Origin of the sequence: Colwellia sp. MB02u-14, assembly GCF_014076915.1 — a bacterium.
GTDB lineage: Bacteria > Pseudomonadota > Gammaproteobacteria > Enterobacterales > Alteromonadaceae > Colwellia_A.
The window spans coordinates 15,231-31,929 of record NZ_JACGUX010000080.1 but is presented as its reverse complement, the minus strand read 5'-3'; the positions used below and the strand labels follow the sequence as shown (position 1 = coordinate 31,929).

Annotated in this window: 19 protein-coding genes; 15 read left to right on the top strand and 4 right to left on the bottom strand. The window is 36.1% G+C overall.

The genetic code is table 11. From position 1 onward, the window contains the following. Positions 1–177 precede the first annotated feature (177 nt). The gene (gene xthA / locus H4J52_RS13225) at positions 178–984 is read left to right on the top strand and encodes an exodeoxyribonuclease III (protein ID WP_182181395.1); all 807 of its coding nucleotides are present in this window, start codon (positions 178–180) and stop codon (positions 982–984) included. 16 nt (positions 985–1,000) lie between these two features. After that, complete coding sequence (gene rlmA, locus H4J52_RS13220) at positions 1,001–1,816, top strand: 23S rRNA (guanine(745)-N(1))-methyltransferase (RefSeq protein ID WP_182181396.1); 816 nt, start codon at positions 1,001–1,003, stop codon at positions 1,814–1,816. A 22-nt stretch (positions 1,817–1,838) separates the two neighbouring features. Here rlmA and yfbV read toward each other — a convergent pair whose 3' ends face one another. Further along, the gene (gene yfbV, locus H4J52_RS13215) at positions 1,839–2,270 is read right to left on the bottom strand and encodes a terminus macrodomain insulation protein YfbV (RefSeq protein WP_182181397.1); all 432 of its coding nucleotides are present in this window, start codon (positions 2,268–2,270) and stop codon (positions 1,839–1,841) included. Positions 2,271–2,461: 191 nt separating this feature from the next. Between yfbV and H4J52_RS13210 the strand changes: the two genes are divergently transcribed. The 7 genes from H4J52_RS13210 to H4J52_RS13180 all read left to right on the top strand — a co-directional run bounded on the left by H4J52_RS13210 (position 2,462) and on the right by H4J52_RS13180 (position 9,186). After that, complete coding sequence (locus H4J52_RS13210; RefSeq protein ID WP_182224906.1) at positions 2,462–3,676, top strand: acetate kinase; 1,215 nt, start codon at positions 2,462–2,464, stop codon at positions 3,674–3,676. 4 nt (positions 3,677–3,680) lie between these two features. Next, on the top strand, positions 3,681–5,795 hold the full coding sequence (pta, locus tag H4J52_RS13205) for a phosphate acetyltransferase (protein WP_182181399.1): 2,115 nt from the start codon (positions 3,681–3,683) through the stop codon (positions 5,793–5,795). 531 nt (positions 5,796–6,326) lie between these two features. After that, on the top strand, positions 6,327–6,707 hold the full coding sequence (locus H4J52_RS13200) for an ACT domain-containing protein (RefSeq protein WP_182181400.1): 381 nt from the start codon (positions 6,327–6,329) through the stop codon (positions 6,705–6,707). Positions 6,708–6,721: 14 nt separating this feature from the next. Then, complete coding sequence (locus tag H4J52_RS13195) at positions 6,722–7,069, top strand: Spx/MgsR family RNA polymerase-binding regulatory protein (RefSeq protein ID WP_182181401.1); 348 nt, start codon at positions 6,722–6,724, stop codon at positions 7,067–7,069. Continuing rightward, positions 7,066–8,229 carry a succinyl-diaminopimelate desuccinylase gene (dapE, locus tag H4J52_RS13190; protein WP_182181402.1) on the top strand — a complete coding sequence of 388 codons (1,164 nt, stop codon included), beginning with the start codon at positions 7,066–7,068 and terminating at the stop codon, positions 8,227–8,229. Before H4J52_RS13195 ends, dapE begins: the two co-directional genes overlap by 4 nt. Before the next feature lie 5 nt (positions 8,230–8,234). Next, complete coding sequence (locus tag H4J52_RS13185; protein WP_182181403.1) at positions 8,235–8,927, top strand: M15 family metallopeptidase; 693 nt, start codon at positions 8,235–8,237, stop codon at positions 8,925–8,927. After that, a complete protein-coding gene (locus H4J52_RS13180; protein ID WP_182181404.1) occupies positions 8,920–9,186 on the top strand; it encodes a hypothetical protein in 267 nt (88 codons plus the stop codon). The genes H4J52_RS13185 and H4J52_RS13180 overlap by 8 nt, the downstream gene beginning before the upstream one ends. A 146-nt stretch (positions 9,187–9,332) precedes the next feature. On the opposite strand, the gene bamC is transcribed toward H4J52_RS13180, so the two are convergent. Next, positions 9,333–10,418 (bottom strand): outer membrane protein assembly factor BamC, encoded by a 1,086-nt coding sequence (gene bamC / locus H4J52_RS13175; RefSeq protein WP_182224904.1) that lies wholly within the window; start codon positions 10,416–10,418, stop codon positions 9,333–9,335. A 342-nt stretch (positions 10,419–10,760) separates the two neighbouring features. Between bamC and H4J52_RS13170 the strand changes: the two genes are divergently transcribed. From H4J52_RS13170 to H4J52_RS13155, 4 genes are all read left to right on the top strand, one after another. After that, positions 10,761–11,288, top strand: coding sequence for a glycine cleavage system protein R (locus H4J52_RS13170; protein WP_182181406.1), 528 nt, complete (start codon positions 10,761–10,763; stop codon positions 11,286–11,288). Between the two features lie 23 nt (positions 11,289–11,311). Further along, on the top strand, positions 11,312–11,785 hold the full coding sequence (gene bcp, locus H4J52_RS13165; protein ID WP_182223810.1) for a thioredoxin-dependent thiol peroxidase: 474 nt from the start codon (positions 11,312–11,314) through the stop codon (positions 11,783–11,785). 67 nt (positions 11,786–11,852) lie between these two features. Next, a complete protein-coding gene (locus tag H4J52_RS13160; protein WP_182181408.1) occupies positions 11,853–12,362 on the top strand; it encodes a M48 family metallopeptidase in 510 nt (169 codons plus the stop codon). Positions 12,363–12,404: 42 nt separating this feature from the next. Then, the gene (locus H4J52_RS13155; protein ID WP_182181409.1) at positions 12,405–13,010 is read left to right on the top strand and encodes an AAA family ATPase; all 606 of its coding nucleotides are present in this window, start codon (positions 12,405–12,407) and stop codon (positions 13,008–13,010) included. Here the strand turns inward: H4J52_RS13155 and H4J52_RS13150 are convergent. Together H4J52_RS13150 and H4J52_RS13145 are read right to left on the bottom strand one after the other, a co-directional pair. After that, the gene (locus H4J52_RS13150; protein ID WP_182224903.1) at positions 13,007–14,080 is read right to left on the bottom strand and encodes an AI-2E family transporter; all 1,074 of its coding nucleotides are present in this window, start codon (positions 14,078–14,080) and stop codon (positions 13,007–13,009) included. The genes H4J52_RS13155 and H4J52_RS13150 overlap by 4 nt on opposite strands. A 22-nt stretch (positions 14,081–14,102) precedes the next feature. Further along, positions 14,103–14,348: a sulfurtransferase TusA family protein gene (locus H4J52_RS13145; RefSeq protein WP_182181411.1), complete on the bottom strand. Its 246-nt coding sequence runs from the start codon at positions 14,346–14,348 to the stop codon at positions 14,103–14,105. A 152-nt stretch (positions 14,349–14,500) separates the two neighbouring features. Between H4J52_RS13145 and H4J52_RS13140 the strand changes: the two genes are divergently transcribed. Together H4J52_RS13140 and H4J52_RS13135 are read left to right on the top strand one after the other, a co-directional pair. Next, positions 14,501–15,136: a hypothetical protein gene (locus tag H4J52_RS13140; protein WP_182181412.1), complete on the top strand. Its 636-nt coding sequence runs from the start codon at positions 14,501–14,503 to the stop codon at positions 15,134–15,136. 5 nt (positions 15,137–15,141) lie between these two features. Further along, on the top strand, positions 15,142–16,611 hold the full coding sequence (locus H4J52_RS13135; protein ID WP_259366727.1) for a M48 family metalloprotease: 1,470 nt from the start codon (positions 15,142–15,144) through the stop codon (positions 16,609–16,611). Positions 16,612–16,699 lie beyond the last annotated feature (88 nt).

The following is a 16,699-nucleotide window of genomic DNA, read 5'->3' as shown; positions in this document are numbered from 1 at the left end:
AATTTATATCGACAGAACCTTAATTTTAATGAGCTTAATTTTCATTTATTTACAAATTTTGCTCTCGATTAGTATTGTTAGGGTAAATAAGTGTCTAATTCTCTTCACTCGCAATTAATAATAACCTTCGATGATAACTTCTGGTAGCATATAAAAAAATTAATACTGAGTGTTTTTATGAAAATCATTAGCTTTAACATTAATGGCCTCCGCGCGCGTTTACATCAACTTCAAGCCATAATAGATAAACATCAACCTGATATTATTGGCTTACAAGAAATCAAAGTTCATAATGATGCTTTTCCTATAGAAGCTGTCGAAGCGATGGGCTATCACGTTTATTTTCATGGTCAAAAAGCACATTATGGTGTTGCTATGTTATGTAAAAAAGAACCTAGTATTATAAAAATGGGTTTCCCAAGCGATACAGACGATGCTCAAAAACGTATGATCATGGTTGAAACTACCAATGAGCAAGGTGAAAAAGTGACGATACTTAACGGTTATTTTCCGCAAGGAGATAATATTGCCCATGAAACTAAGTACCCTTACAAGCGTCAGTTTTATAAAGATTTAATGACTTATTTAAATGAAAATCACACACCTGAAGAGCATGTGGTTATTATGGGAGATATTAATATTTCCCCAATTGATTTAGATATTGGCATTGGTGAACCCAACCAAAAACGTTGGTTAAAAACAGGAAAGTGTAGCTTTCAACCAGAAGAACGAGAATGGCTTGCCACCTTAATGAGTTGGGGCTTTAAAGATACCTTCAGAGATTTACACCCGACGAAGACAGAACGTTACTCGTGGTTTGATTATCGCTCTAAAGGTTTTGTTGATAACCGTGGTTTACGTATTGATGTTGTATTAGCGACTCATAAAATGGCCGCAACATGTATCGAAGCTGATGTTGACTACGAATTACGTGGTATTGAAAAGCCTTCAGATCATGCCCCTATTTGGTCAACTTTTAAGTAACCGTTAAGTAAATATTATGTTCCCTGCACAATATATTTGTCCAATTTGCAAAAAGTCATTAACGTTGAAAAGCAAAATTTATCGTTGTGAAAACAATCATAGCTTTGATGAGGCTAAAGAAGGTTATGTAAATTTATTGCCTGTTCAATATAAACATTCAAAAGATCCCGGTGACAATAAAGCGATGGTTAATGCTCGCCGTGCATTTTTAGATAAGGGCTTTTATCAACCTCTTGCTAACGTATTACAGTCGCTTTATCAACAATATGGTGATTTAACCAAGCCTGTCTTTGATGCTGGCTGCGGTGAAGGGTTTTACACTCAGCAGTATGTAAAGCCAACAAATAATGTTTATGGTATTGATATTGCTAAAAATGCTGTTAAAAATGCGGCTAAAAAATACCAAGATTGTCAATTTAGCGTTGGCACGTTGTCACTATTACCTTTTAGTGAAAATTACTTTTCTTGGATTAACTCTATTTATGCGCCAATTCTTGAGGAAGAGTTTACGAGAGTATTAGCATACAAGGGGTATTTAGTCACAGTAACGCCAGCAAAAAATCATTTAATTGAGTTGAAGGCATTAATATACCGAGATGCGAAGCAGCATGATATCAGTAAAAGTCCTATTGAAAATTTAACATTAGTTGAGCAAAAAGAAGTAAATTATGTGATGGAGTTTACCCAAAGTGAAGACATCATTAACTTGTTGGCTATGACCCCTTTTGCCTTTAAAACAAGTGAAAGCTTACTTGACGACTTAAAAGCGAGAGATAACTTTACTTGCCAAGCAGACTTTTTAATACGTCTTTATCAAAATACGCTTTACTAAACTTAACAGGGTAATGAAGTAATCAAAATGTAGAGTTTTGAGATTGGTGGCTAATATTAAGTAGCTTTGCTAAATCAATAAAACGTGGTTTATGCACTGATAACTTTATTGAACCACCCGCTTCATTGACTTTAGCAACACTTTCTTTATACCAAGAAGCCAGAGCTACGGGTAAAAACTTATCAGCTTTAAGTCCTAGCATCAATAATGCCTGTACCGGAATACTTAAAATAAATAAGCTATAAACTAAAGCTTGTGGCAATAAAGTTACTGAACCAAGATAAAGTTGCATAATAAAAGAAAATAGCGCAATTCCCGGTAAATAACGGAAAACCAAACGGCTAATTTGTACGGCTTGATATTCGGCAAAATAATTACCTAATTCAGCTCGCTGAGGCCAAAGTTGCATATACTTTCGACCTAGCTTGATCAGTTCGACTACACTCATATTCATAGGCGACACATTATAACAACTGTTATTTAAAAGATAGCACAAAGTTGTAACTAGTTTTAATGAAATAACCGTAAAGTGACTTTCCTTCGTTTATATCAATATTTCGTCGGTATAAATGGTCTATAATCATTTCCATTAACGTATTGTAATAAAAAACTTAACCTCTTTTTAAATGAGCATTAAATAAAACTATGAAAAAAAATCTAATTTTAGTGTTAAATTGCGGGAGCTCTTCCTTAAAGTTTTCTTTAATAGAGCCTGAAAACGGTGAAACAGTGCTTTTAGGGCTAGCCGAACGCTTATTATCTGACCAAGCAAGTATAAAAATCAAATATCAGGGGCAAACAACAAAAAGTACATTACCTAGCCCATTTGATCATCAAACAGCGATACTCACTTTAGTTGAAGCGTTAGCCTTGTATAAACTGAATTTGCAAATTTTTGCGATAGGCCACCGAGTTGTTCATGGCGGGGAAAGCTATTGTACGCCTACATTAGTTACCAATGAGGTAAAAACATTAATCGACAATTTATCTCGACTTGCACCCTTACACAACTTTGCAAACTTAATCGGTATTAACGCGGCAGAAGCTGTTTTTTCAAATTTACCTCAAGTAGTTGTTTTTGACACCGCATTTCATCAAACTATGCCAGAAAAAGCTTATATTTATGGTATTCCCTACGCCCTTTACCAAGAAAATGGCATTCGTCGGTATGGTTTTCATGGTACTAGCCATTATTTTGTTGCACAAGAAGCGGCAAAAAGACTGAATAAACCGCTCAGTAAAGGTAATTTCATTAGTGCTCATTTAGGTAATGGTTGCAGTATTTCAGCGATTAAGAATGGGCAAAGTGTCGATACAAGTTTAGGCTTTACACCCCTCGAAGGCGTTATGATGGGAACACGCAGTGGCGATGTTGACCCTGGTATTATTTTTTACCTCATCAATCAATTAGGTTATACCACAAAGCAAGTGAGTCATTTACTGCATAAAGAAAGTGGTCTACTAGGGGTTTCAGGTTTAAGCAACGATTGCCGTGAAATTGAAGATGCGTGGTTGAAAGAAAAAAATCCACGAGCAAAGTTAGCATTAGACATATTTTGCTACAGAATCGCAAAATCAATTGCTTCATTTACCGCCAGCTTGACCTCACTCGATGCCTTAATTTTCACTGGTGGCATAGGGGAAAATTCAGCGCTTATTCGTGAAAATATTATTGATCAACTTAGCTTACTTAATTTTTTTGTCTCGAATGAAAAAAATATAACATGCCGCTTTGGTCAAGCAGGTCATATAAATACTGAAAATTCTCGTCAAATCTTAGTTATCCCAACCAATGAAGAATGGGTTATTGCCGAGCAAACCTCACAACTTTTATTAAATAAATTACCCGATAAGGAATAAAACGATGTCCCATAGAATAATGTTGATTCCTGTTGGTTTTGGCGTCGGGCTGACCAGTGTTGCGCAAGGTTTACTTCATGCTTGCCAACAAAAAGGCATTAAGGTCGGGCATTTTAAACCTATAAGCCAGCCCTCGCGAAATTTATTAACCCAAAAAAATAAACCTATTGAAAGTATGACTAATGTGGGTACCTCAATATCATTAGCGTATGTTGAACAGCAAATGGGTGACGGTAAGCATAATATTGTTTTAGAAAAAATTGTCGGTGATTTTATTGATTTTGAAAAAGAATATGATGTTGTTATTATTGAAGGCCTTATTCCAACGACTCGTCAACCTTACGCAGGTAGAATTAACCGCGATGTTGCACAAGCGCTTTCCGCAGATATCGTTCTCGTAGCAGCTCCAGACAACGATAGCCCAGAAGAGTTTGAAGACCGTATAGAAGTTAGTGCAGAAACCTTTGGTGGCATAAAAAACAAACGCGTAATTGGTTGTATCATCAACAAAATTAATAGCCCTGACAAAGACGAATATGGACTACTGCCCCGAGAAAATGAATTTAACAGTGAACTTGATATTACACCTCTGATTAATTTATCTATTTTTAATAACCGTCATTTTGACTTATTAGGTACTATCACGTGGGAAATGGACTTAATTGCCCCCCGCGTCATTGATATTTGCCATTATCTTAACGCAGAAGTGTTAAATGCTGGCGATATGTCTCATCGCCGCATTCGCAGTATTAGTTTTTGCGCACGTAGCGTTGGCAACTTAATGAGCCATTTACAACCTAGCCGATTAATTGTCACCCCCGGCGACAGAACAGATATTATTATCGCTACCTGTTTATCTACATTAAATGGTACCAAGGTTGGTGCGTTATTATTAACCAATGGCTATAAGCCAAATGAACAAGTAATGACCTTATGCCAACAAGCTTTAGATGCTGGACTTCCTGTACTTTCAGTGCCTTGGGATACTTGGCAAACGTCTCGTCATTTAATGAACTTCAATCCAGAAACACCAATAGATGATATTCAACGGCATGAAAAAATAAAAGAATATATTGCTGATAATTTGTCTTCGGCCTGGTTACAACAATTGTCAGAGAATGTGGCACAAAGTAGCCAAATGTCTCCACCTGCATTTAGACATAAGTTGACTGAACTTGCCCGTAATGCCAATAAACTAATTGTTTTACCTGAAGGTAGCGATATCAGAACAATAAAAGCAGCGGCAATATGTGTTGAGCGTGGTATTGCTCGTTGTCAGTTGCTGGGCGATAAAGAAAATATTTTACTGATTGCAGAACAACAAGGCATTCATTTACCTGATGGACTACTAATCACCGATCCTTCCTTGATTCGTGACAATTACATAGTTCCCTTAGTTGCATTAAGAAAACATAAAGGATTAACGGACGTTGTTGCTCAACAAGAATTAAAAGATAACGTTGTATTAGCGACAATGATGTTGCAATTAGGTGAAGTAGACGGCCTAGTTTCTGGCGCGGTAAATACAACAGCGAATACCATTAGACCTGCCCTACAGCTAATTAAAACTGATGAAGAAAGTTCACTCGTATCATCTATTTTCTTTATGTTGTTACCAGAACAAGTCCTTGTTTATGGCGACTGCGCTATTAATCCCGAACCTAATGCAGAGCAGTTATCTGAAATAGCGATACAGTCAGCAGATTCAGCAATAAAATTTGGTATAGAGCCTAAAGTCGCCATGATAAGTTACAGTACAGGTAGCTCTGGTTATGGAGCAGACGTAGAAAAGGTAGCTAAAGCAACTAAACTTGCACAAGCCAAACGACCCGATTTAATTATTGATGGCCCTCTACAGTATGATGCCGCAATTATGGAAAATGTAGCAAAGAAAAAAGCCCCTAACAGCCCTGTTGCAGGTAAGGCTAATGTCTTTATTTTTCCTGATTTAAATACCGGTAATACCACCTACAAAGCGGTACAACGTTCAGCTAACTTAGTCAGTATCGGTCCAATGTTACAAGGAATGAGAAAACCAGTAAATGATCTTTCCCGTGGCGCCTTAGTCGATGACATAGTTTATACAATTGCATTAACAGCTATCCAAGTAAAAACATAATTTACTAAGCTAAAAGGTCACCCTATTAACCTTTTAGCTTCTATTTTCATTGAGTTGAGACTGATTTAATATAAAGTTGACTATTTTGATAACTATATCACTTATTAGCGACTAGACAAAAAGTAACCAGTAAAAATTTACCTTTTAAAACATAAGGATAAGCGATAAAGCAATAGTTATCCACAACAATGCCCACAGCTTTTGTGGATATCATTAATAACTTTTAGGAGTGATTTAAGAGGTTAACCACTGAGAATTCAATAACTTTTTAATGTTTGATGCGATTATTATAAACAAACCATCTTTAGCACAATTTACCATGCAAAACAAACATAATAAACGCCCATCTCTGCATAAGCTATATTAGGTCCATGACGAAACAATAATATTTATTTTTCCTCATTTTATTCTATAGCGCCGTGACTACAGTAATTAGGAATACATCATATTAATCGCTTTACCCCGGTTATCACTACTTTAAACATTAGCCAGTAAACGCTATAGTAACTTTTTATCTAAAGGTGGCTTGCCATGAGTACGTTTACCCTCAAATTACTCGAAGAAACTTTTGCTATTCATAGCCTAGCGCGCGATGTCGACATACCCAAAGCGGTGTTTGACGCGCCAATATTTTTTATTGCCAAAACCAATGAGGAAACGTCCATTGTCCTCCCTCAAAACGTCACTATTATTAGTGATGAAGTCGAAAGAGATTGGCAAGCGCTTGAAGTCGTCGGTCCACTCGATTTTACGCTGACCGGTATTCTCTCTAAAATATCAACAATATTAGCGAATGAAAAAATTAGTATTTTTGCAATATCAACTTTTGATACTGATTATATTTTAGTAAAATCACAAAATGTATCATTGGCAACAACCGCCTTACTAGCCAATGATTATCAAATAATTTAGTTTTAGGAACTTTCATGACGACTATTTACGGCATAAAAAATTGCGACACTGTTAAAAAAGCAACTAAATGGCTTGATAATCAAGCGATTGAGTACAAATTTTTCGACTTTAAAAAACAACCGCTAACGCCCGATTTACTCAATGAATTCGTAAGTAAAAGCTCATGGGATGTTTTACTTAATAAACGCAGTACTACCTTTAGAACTCTGCCTGATGAAATTAAAAACAACTTAACCGATGAGGTTATTTTTCAAGCGGTGTTAGCTCAACCCACATTACTGAAAAGGCCTTTAGTTGATCACAATACCTGCTTTGAAGTGGGCTTTAAAGAACCATTATATCAAGCGCTATTTTTATCATGAGTGATATTAACCTTACCCATAAAGTGATTTCACTCGCCATTGATTTAATCGCGCGCCCTTCGGTAACGCCTGAAGATTTTGGTTGTCAAAAAATGATGGCTGAACGTCTAGAGAATTTCGGTTTTAATAATGAAACACTGATCTTTGAAGATACCACCAACCTTTGGTCTAGACGTGGAACAACCGCGCCAGTATTTTGTTTTGCCGGTCATACTGATGTTGTTCCTGCAGGGAATTTAGAACGTTGGCATACCCCCCCCTTTGAACCCACCATTATAGATGGCATGTTATATGGTCGTGGCGCAGCCGATATGAAAGGCAGTTTGGCGGCTATGATCATCGCTACGGAACGTTTTGTCAAAGATCACCCTGACCATAATGGTTCAATCGCTTATTTAGTCACCAGTGATGAAGAAGGCCCTTTTATCAATGGTACTACACGTGTTATAGATACACTCGAAGCCCGTAACGAAAAAATAGATTATTGTATTGTTGGTGAGCCAACAAGTTCTCATCAGGTTGGGGATATTGTTAAAAATGGTCGTCGGGGCTCTATCTCCGGAGAGTTAATCATACAGGGTAAACAAGGCCATGTGGCTTACCCTGAACATGTCAAAAACCCCATTCACCTAGCAATGCCTGCATTAGCTGAATTAAGTACAATGCATTGGGACAACGGTAATGCCTATTTTCCTATGACGAGTTTTCAATTATCAAATATAGAATCAGGCACTGGCGCAACTAATGTTGTGCCTGGCCATTTAACTGCTTGGTTTAATTTACGCTTTAGTACAGAGTTAAACTTTCAGAATATTATGGATAAGATTGATGCGGTACTTACAGAGCATCAATTAACTTACGAAATAAAATGGACATTTAACGGTAAACCCTTCATTACAGAACCTGGAACTTTGCTTGATTCAACAGTGAAGGCAATAAAAAAAGTAACCAATATTGATGCCGAGCTATCAACATCTGGCGGTACATCAGACGGTCGATTTATCGCACCGACGGGGGCCCAAGTGATTGAACTGGGTCCTTGTAATGCGACTATTCACCAAGTGAATGAAAGTGTTAGCTGCAATGACTTAATCACTCTCAGTGATATTTATTATCATACGCTCGTTAATGCCTTAACTGATCAAACACCAGTAGCATAATCGTAATGACAAGAATCTTAACTGAAAAGCAACTAACAGGGCATGACGATAGCCATATTACTTGGTTAGATGAGAGGACAGGAATTCATCAACAAGCATTGTCTGCATGGATAGCAATGTCTAAAGAAGCAAAGTCAGCGGGCTTTGAACTAAAAATAGCCAGTGGATATAGAGGCTTCAACCGTCAATTAACCATTTGGAATAGAAAGTTTTCAGGGAAATTGCCGATTAAAAATCAACAAAATGAAATCCTCAATATTGAAGTAATGACTGAGCAAGAAATTATTCATGCTATTTTATATTTTTCAGCATTACCTGGAGCAAGTCGCCATCATTGGGGATGCGATATTGATATCTATGCAGCCAATTTATTGCCTGAAAACCAGAAGTTACAGTTAGAGCCTTGGGAGTTTGCCGAAAACGGGCCTTTTTACTTACTGAGCCAGTGGTTAGCTAAAAATTCCTGTCGCTTTGATTTCTACCTTCCATACGACAAGTTTCGCGGTGGTGTTGCTATAGAGCCTTGGCATTTATCATATTGGCCGATAGCACAATATGGAGAAAAGCGATTAACCCTTAATTGTATTGAAGCCGTTATTTTAAACGCACAAATATCAGGTAAAAATGAAATAATGCGGCAATTGTCAGAAATTTATCAAAACTATATACAAAATATTGGGAGTATCAACTATGGATAACTGGCTAGTCATCGTCATTATTATTGCTGCTTTCGCTCTAGTTCTCGGCAACTTTAGTGTAGTTCAAAAAAATGCGCAAACCCCCTTGCGAAAGCAGGGTTTAAATGATTTACAAGAAACCCTGCCGCGTTCACATAAGCAGACACATAAAATGCCAACAATTACTGCAAAAGATCCTATTGAACTAAAAGAAAAAAGTGGTTTAGCAACACAAGTCAATGAAATATCAGAGCAGTCTACTTTAAAAAAAGAGTCTTAAAGTTATCGCTTTCGTTACTTTAGAACCTTTTATATTAACTCACTTCACTAACAATAATGTTGTTAGTTATTTTAAATTATCGATTACAAACAAAAACGCCGCTAAATCAATTTAGCGGCGTTTTTATTAGTTACGTTTAAAGAATATTACAAAGCATCTCTAAAAGATAAACCTGCCTCCATTACTGGGAAAATACGCTCTAATGTTTCTATCGGTAATACATTACCGTCAACATCGTAAATAGTTACTGATGTTTTACCTTTTTCGTCGCTAAGCACAAATTGATATTTGGCTTCATCAACATCAATGACAGGTACATCATCTCCCCAAATAACTGACCATAAGCTATTTTCGGGTTTAACAAAATCTACAAAGTAAATTTTCTTACTTTCATTTAAATCTGTTATTTCAAAGCCATAATCTGCAAAAAACAATGGCATGTTAGACCATAGCATTTCAATATCAATTTCTGCAATATAAGCAGGTTCTGCTTGAGCATTTTCACCAATAGTGACAAACTTTTGATTCGCTCGCATTAATCGGTTTTCACGTTGTTTTAACCGATATTTAAAGTCAACTTGGGCAATAATTTGATTGAGCATCGCCATTTCAGCACGTTGCTTGTCAATTAAATCCATCGTTTTACTCGCACCATTTATATCTGTACGCATGTAATCAATCAATTTCACCGTTAAGGCGACACTACGACCATGAGGTTTGCTTTCAAACGAATAACTATAACGAACACTTTCACTGCTATCTACCGTTTTAAATAACCAATACCCAGAAGTTTCTTCGTTATGGTGCCAGTCTGATTCAAACACTGTATCTTCTGTGTTGATGGCCGTTAACTCAACACCATCATTAACGAGTTGCTCTCGCAATGCATCCGTTAAAAATGTTTTTAAATCAGTGTCTTCTAATACTTGGTCAAACCAAATTTTAGAGTCTGTTGTGCCAGGAACAACACGTGAAGATGACGCCACTGGTAGTACAAGTGAAGGTGCTCTCACATCAACACTTTGACCCACTGGCCCTTTGTGATTAATATCATCAGAGATAAAAAACTTTGTATTTTTTTTAGGTTTGTTTAAACCTGTTGGAATACTTAATTCTTGAGCTTCTTTCTCTTTGGCGTATTCAAAATCGCCCATAGCGCTTTTGTTATTAATACTGCCACAACCTGTTACTGCAAGACTTAACAAGGAAAAATAAAATATACGACGATTCATTAACACTCCTGGGATACAATCTGAATCTTTTAAAGTTTGTTCTTATATAAAGTTGATAATAAAAGTTAACCTTACGTCATTAAATTAACACAACGAAAACTTTAACCTGCTCTTTGAGTAAATTATCTGTATTAAGTTCCAATATTATCTTTAGATTTTATTGTTCAGTATTTACGAGCGAGTTATCAAACAAATTAATGGGCTACATGGTACTTGGCTGTTTTTACAAACACAAGAATTCAACTCGAAAAATCATAAATAAATATTATCTCTCTTTAATACGGGTTTTTATCTAGTTTAAATACGTTACAATAGCGACTTTTTAAAACACTTAGGTTAACTATGTCTCAATATTTAGTGCTCACAGCGATGGGCGCCGACAGAACAGGAAGTGTGAGCGAACTCACTAAGCTCGCCAGTAAATGTGGCTGTAATATTATAGACAGTAGAATGGCAATTTTTGGTCTAGAGTTTTCTTTGATTATGCTTTTAAATGGCAGTGCAAAAGCGATTAATCAAATTGAAAACAAATTACCCGCTATGGCAGTTAAACTTGAATTAATCACGATGATGAAAAGAACCTCTGGATATAAAAAGAGAGATTTCACCCATCATTATCAGGTTGATTATGCTGGCATTGATCAACCTGGCGTATTAAAAGCAATGACTGCATTCTTTGCTACCCGCAATATTGACTTATCTTCTTTGAAATCAGAAATTGACCCAGTAAATAATCAAATGAGCGCCACAATACTGATTGCCTTAACGGAAGAAACGAGTATAGAACAGCTTGAAAGCGACTATTTTGAACTCTGTGAACAAGTTGGGGTACAAGGCTGCATTAAAAAAGTGAATTCAAACCTTATATAAACATAATACTTAGTAGGATAACCATGAAAACAATAACTGTTGGCGAAACCGCCCCACTATTTACTTTACTTGATGAAAATAGCAATGAAGTTGCTTTAGCTGATTATATAGGTAAAAAGCAAGTGTTAGTGTATTTTTACCCTAAAGCAATGACACCCGGCTGTACTGTTCAAGCGCAAGGGCTAAGAGACAATAAAGCCAAACTTGAGCAATTAAATACGGTTGTATTTGGTATTAGCCCTGACGAGCCTAAACGCTTAATTAAATTTTGTCAGCGCGATGAAATAAACTTTACCTTACTCTCTGACGTTGATCACAGTGTTGCTGATGCTTTTGGTGTATGGGGTTTAAAGAAGTTTATGGGTAAAGAATATGACGGAATACATCGTTTGACATTCCTCATTGGTCTTGATGGTAAAATTAGTCATGTGTTTAATAAATTTAAAACCAAAGATCATCATCAAGTAGTTTTAGACTTTTTAAAGACTGAAAATTAATAAAACGGCTAGTTTATTCAATGTAATAACCATTGATATAAACTAGCCATTTAACTAGAATGAAATAATGACCGTACCTTTAAAATACCTTTCCGCCTACTCCTTAGATATTCAAACCAAAGTGCAAGAAATGATATACGGTAAAACGTTATCAGTGTATTTGTTAGCAAAATACCCAACGGCTCACCAAATATACAATGATAAAGCTCTTCGTAGTTACGTACTTGAGATTAAAAATCAGTATCTAAAAAAATCAGAACCTTTGAGCCAAATAAAATATGACGATAAAATTCATGTCATTAATAATGCGCTTGGTTTACACACTTATATATCGAGAGTTCAGGGCAGTAAACTGAAAAGTAAAAATGAAATTCGTATTGGCGCTTTATTTAAAAAAAGTCCTGAAACATTTTTAAACATGATCGTTGTACACGAACTTGCCCATTTAAAAGAGAAAGATCACAATAAAAACTTTTACAAGCTATGCGAGCATATGCAAAGCGATTACCATCAAGTAGAGCTTGATTTGCGTATTTATTTAACTCAAATAGACTTATTTGGCGATATTTACCAATAACCTTTAAGCCTTTTTTATGCCAACTACCGTAAGAGAAAACTGATGAAAATAACCAATATAAAAAAACGTATCGTTCTTACTGGTGGACCCGGAGGCGGAAAAACCACTGCGCTTGATCTTATTCGTCGCGAATTTTCAGGAAAAATTGCAACAGTACCTGAGGCAGCAACCATGATTTTTAGTGGTGGTATTGAGCGTTCAAACAATAATCAGGTATTAAAAGCCCAGCAAACCGCAATTTTTTATTTACAAAAACATTTAGAAAATATTCAGCGAGCGACATTCGAGCACAGTATCATATTATGTGACCGAGGTTCATTAGACGGCCTCGCTTATTGGCCAGATGGTCCTGATGAATTTTTTAAGGCTATGAATACCAACCTTGAAGATGAACTCGCCCGTTACGATGCGGTTATATTCTTTGAAAGTGCTGCAAAATCTGGTGAAAGTATAAAAAGTAACAACCCTATTCGCAATGAATCAGAAAATGCAGCGATTATTCTTGATGATAAACTGCAAGCAATTTGGTCGCAGCATCCCAACTTTAACTTAATTAACAGTGACGAATCATTTATTAATAAAGTTATGTTTGGTATAACGACCATTGAGAAAATCATCGAACAGTATCAAAAACCTTATCGTGTTTAGCACTTATCCTGCTCGGGAAAGTCATTATTTGAAGGCCAAGCATTTAAAACAGCCTTGACGAGTGTTGCCAGTGGAATCGCGAAAAAAACCCCCCAAAAACCCCACATACCACCAAAGAGAATAACGGCCACAATAATAGTGACAGGATGTAAATTTACGGCTTCTGAAAACAATAAAGGGACAATAATATTACCGTCAATGGCTTGAATAATACCATAAGCGATCATGACATAACCAAACTCACTGCCCGTACCAAATTGAAATAGCGCAACTAATAAGACAGGAAAAGTAACAATAGTTGCTCCAACATAGGGGACAAGAACAGACAAGCCCACTAAGACGCCCAGTAAAACACCATAATTCAAGCCCAAAGCAACAAAAGCAATAGTAGAAGCAGCACCCACAATGATGATTTCAATAATCTTACCACGAATATAATTCATGATTTGTCGATACATTTCATCGCCAACTTGCGTAGCCATTAAGCGCTCTTTAGGTAAGAACGAGGTAAAACTCGAGATTAATTCTTTCTTATCTTTTAAAAAGAAGAACACCATTAACGGTACTAAGATTAAATAAATCATTAACGCGACAATATCAGAAATAGAATTAAGTGAAGCTCTTAAGGCAACTTGTCCCCATTCAATTAATTTATCATTCACCGCTGATATTAAGGTTTCAATTTGCCCTGCATTGATTAAATCTGGATATTGTTCAGGAAGAGTCAGTAAATAAATTTGGCCTTGCGACACCATATAAGGCACTTCTTTTAACAAGTTACTACTTTGCTGCCATATAACGGGCATTAATCCTAAAATTCCCACTAAAGAAATACCAATAAATACTACAACAACTAAACTCACAGCAAATGTTCTTGATAAGCCTATATACATTAAGCGATGTACAGGTAGGTCTAATAAAAATGCAATGGCAATCGCAACAAATACTGGCATAAGTAAATTATTAAAGAAAAAAACAAATAAAAATGCACATAACAGTATAACCAGTAAAGTTACAGCATTAGGGTCAGAAAATTTACGTTTATACCATTGAGAAAATAATGAAACCATTTATATTACTTACCTATTTGATTTACGTGCGGTTAAAGGAAGTGTCATTCGCTTTTCGAATAAAAAGCTCAAGTGTGTTTTTTTCAAGCCAAGACTCATCATAGGTAAAGCCTTGTTTAGTTAATAATTTTGGAATATCTTTAATCGAACCTTGATCAGATATTTTTAATAAACAAAAGTCATCATTCGACATTTTTTTTAACAGTAATCTTAATTGTACTAAAGGCACCGGACATTTTTCAGATCTGGCATCATATTCATAGATCATAAGTACCTATTACTTAAAAAGTCATCAGTTAACAACATTGCCACTAAATAACGATAAACAAACCTTTTGTTTGATTATCTAATTTGCGACAATTGATTACAATCTTATTATATTATTTATTTTAATTTGATGAAAATAAATGCAGAGGTAAAATGAAAGAATTACCGATAACATCTAATTTGAAAGAGATTACCGCTTATAAAAAGAAACTTAATTGGGGTGATGTTCCAGCTATTTATCATATGGCGGCATCTTCGATTAGTGATATGGACGGCATTCTGACTCATGGTTTTGATAGTGCATACAAAGAACTATTTAACAAAAACAATTGGAACTATACACTTTTGGAAAGTACGAGTGATGGAAATGGCAACGTTACGGTCACAAAAAAACCACAAATAACCTTACAACATTATTATGATGAGCAAAATTATGAACTTCACTGTTTTCCGATAGTCGAAGGTGAACGGGTCTATGGAACATTATCACAACATCCATTATGTCCCTTTACACAATGGTCACCTGAAAAAATGCAAATGCTGTTTAGGATTAGTAGCTTAATTTCCTTTATAGTTTTTACTTTTAAAAACGGAGACCTAGCAGATTTAGCATTAATAAAGTACTCACATAAACGTGTTCAAGAATTAATACATGAACTCAGTAAATCATTTGAAATAGTCGATGTAATCGGATATTCCATTGCAGATTTTTGTAAAGAGCTCTATCGAAGAAGACCTAACTTCACCATAGCTGATTTACTTGATAACCTTGACCCAAATACGGAATAGTTAATTTGCCTTATCAACCTATATTTAAATTAAAGTCATTATTATTTGCTTGCGCATTAACCACATTACTGGCGAGCCCTTACAGTTTTTCTCAAGATAATAATAAAAACAAACTGCCCGAAATTGGCACGTCTGGCTTTAGTGTTTTATCAATAGATAAAGAGCGCCAAATTGGTGGTGCTATGATGCGTCATATTCGTGCTTCACAACCGCTAATTAATGACCCCGTTTTAAATGAATATATTAACGATTTAGGTAACCGTTTAGTCAAAAATGCTCAAGATGTAAATTACAGCTTTGAATTTTTTATTATTAGAAATAAAGAAATTAATGCCTTTGCTTTTTTTGGTGGGCATGTCGGTATTCATAGTGGTTTAATGACGCTCGCCGATACTGAAAGCGAATTAGCTTCAGTTATTGGCCATGAGATATCTCACGTTACCCAACGGCACTTAGCCCGAAGACTTGAGGCTCAAAGGAGAAATCAACCCCTAACAACCGCCGCAATGATTTCAGGTGTGTTACTTGCACTCGTCAATCCTTCTGTGGGCATGGCCGCATTAACAACGACAATGGCTGCATCACAACAATCAAGCATTAACTTTACTCGTGGCAACGAACAAGAAGCAGACCGCGTAGGCATAACGCTCTTAGCACAAAGTGGATTCGACCCCCAAGGTGCGCCAGATTTTTTTGGTAAAATGGCCACCAAGTATCGCTATACATCAAAGCCACCTGCCATGCTTTTAACGCATCCAGTGCCTGAGTCTCGTATAGCAGACGCACGTATCCGTGCTCATGGTTTAGAATCACGTCCTTCGGCGCCTAGCTTAGACTTCGCACTAGCAAAAGCACGTATTCAAGCTCGATACGAGTCAACACCCCAAGAAAATATTGCGACTTTTGAAGATGATATAAAAAAACAAAGCTATACTTATAAAGTAGCAGTTAATTATGGTTTAGCCCTTTCACTTTTTGAAAATAAAGATTATCAAGACGCTAAAAAAATCCTTGAAAAATTAATAAGTGATGATAAGAACAACCTATTTTATGCTGACGCGCTAACCGATGTTTACATTAAGACAAAAGAAATAGATAAAGCGCTAGTTATGCTCAATGAGCTAAACTTACTGATGCCTAACAACCAAGTTGTTACTTTAAACTATGCCAACGCTTTGCTTGAAAATGAAAAATTTTCAGCTGCGGAGGTTCTTTTACAAGACTTCCTATTAGTTAAGCCCGGTAACTTTATCGCTTATGACATTTTGACGACTGTCTATCAGAAACAGGATAAAAAAGCGCTGATGCATGCCACCAAAGGAGAAGTTTTCGCTCTTTTAGGCGCATATTCGCGCGCTGTTGATGAATTACAGACTGGCTATAATTTTACAGAAAATCAACCCATTGTCGAAAAACGTATTAAAGCACGAATTTTACAACTTCAAGATCAAGAACAAAAACTAAAAAGGCTATAATCCGGCATTACTTGCATTATCCGAATAGGATGAAGAACCTCTCATTCAAAAGATAAAGCAAATATAATTATTTACTTTTACACGCTAT

Excerpts from the sequence above, each read along its gene's own strand:
- bcp (WP_182223810.1), top strand. The coding sequence starts at position 11,312 with ATGAAAACAATAACTGTTGGCGAAACCGCCCCACTATTTACTTTACTT.
- yfbV (WP_182181397.1), bottom strand. The coding sequence starts at position 2,270 with ATGAATATGAGTGTAGTCGAACTGATCAAGCTAGGTCGAAAGTATATG.
- H4J52_RS13160 (WP_182181408.1), top strand. The coding sequence starts at position 11,853 with ATGACCGTACCTTTAAAATACCTTTCCGCCTACTCCTTAGATATTCAA.
- H4J52_RS13145 (WP_182181411.1), bottom strand. The coding sequence starts at position 14,348 with ATGATCTATGAATATGATGCCAGATCTGAAAAATGTCCGGTGCCTTTA.
- H4J52_RS13195 (WP_182181401.1), top strand. The coding sequence starts at position 6,722 with ATGACGACTATTTACGGCATAAAAAATTGCGACACTGTTAAAAAAGCA.
- xthA (WP_182181395.1), top strand. The coding sequence starts at position 178 with ATGAAAATCATTAGCTTTAACATTAATGGCCTCCGCGCGCGTTTACAT.
- H4J52_RS13170 (WP_182181406.1), top strand. The coding sequence starts at position 10,761 with ATGTCTCAATATTTAGTGCTCACAGCGATGGGCGCCGACAGAACAGGA.
- H4J52_RS13200 (WP_182181400.1), top strand. The coding sequence starts at position 6,327 with ATGAGTACGTTTACCCTCAAATTACTCGAAGAAACTTTTGCTATTCAT.
- rlmA (WP_182181396.1), top strand. The coding sequence starts at position 1,001 with ATGTTCCCTGCACAATATATTTGTCCAATTTGCAAAAAGTCATTAACG.
- pta (WP_182181399.1), top strand. The coding sequence starts at position 3,681 with ATGTCCCATAGAATAATGTTGATTCCTGTTGGTTTTGGCGTCGGGCTG.
- H4J52_RS13155 (WP_182181409.1), top strand. The coding sequence starts at position 12,405 with ATGAAAATAACCAATATAAAAAAACGTATCGTTCTTACTGGTGGACCC.
- H4J52_RS13210 (WP_182224906.1), top strand. The coding sequence starts at position 2,462 with ATGAAAAAAAATCTAATTTTAGTGTTAAATTGCGGGAGCTCTTCCTTA.
- dapE (WP_182181402.1), top strand. The coding sequence starts at position 7,066 with ATGAGTGATATTAACCTTACCCATAAAGTGATTTCACTCGCCATTGAT.
- H4J52_RS13185 (WP_182181403.1), top strand. The coding sequence starts at position 8,235 with ATGACAAGAATCTTAACTGAAAAGCAACTAACAGGGCATGACGATAGC.
- H4J52_RS13140 (WP_182181412.1), top strand. The coding sequence starts at position 14,501 with ATGAAAGAATTACCGATAACATCTAATTTGAAAGAGATTACCGCTTAT.
- H4J52_RS13150 (WP_182224903.1), bottom strand. The coding sequence starts at position 14,080 with ATGGTTTCATTATTTTCTCAATGGTATAAACGTAAATTTTCTGACCCT.
- bamC (WP_182224904.1), bottom strand. The coding sequence starts at position 10,418 with ATGAATCGTCGTATATTTTATTTTTCCTTGTTAAGTCTTGCAGTAACA.
- H4J52_RS13180 (WP_182181404.1), top strand. The coding sequence starts at position 8,920 with ATGGATAACTGGCTAGTCATCGTCATTATTATTGCTGCTTTCGCTCTA.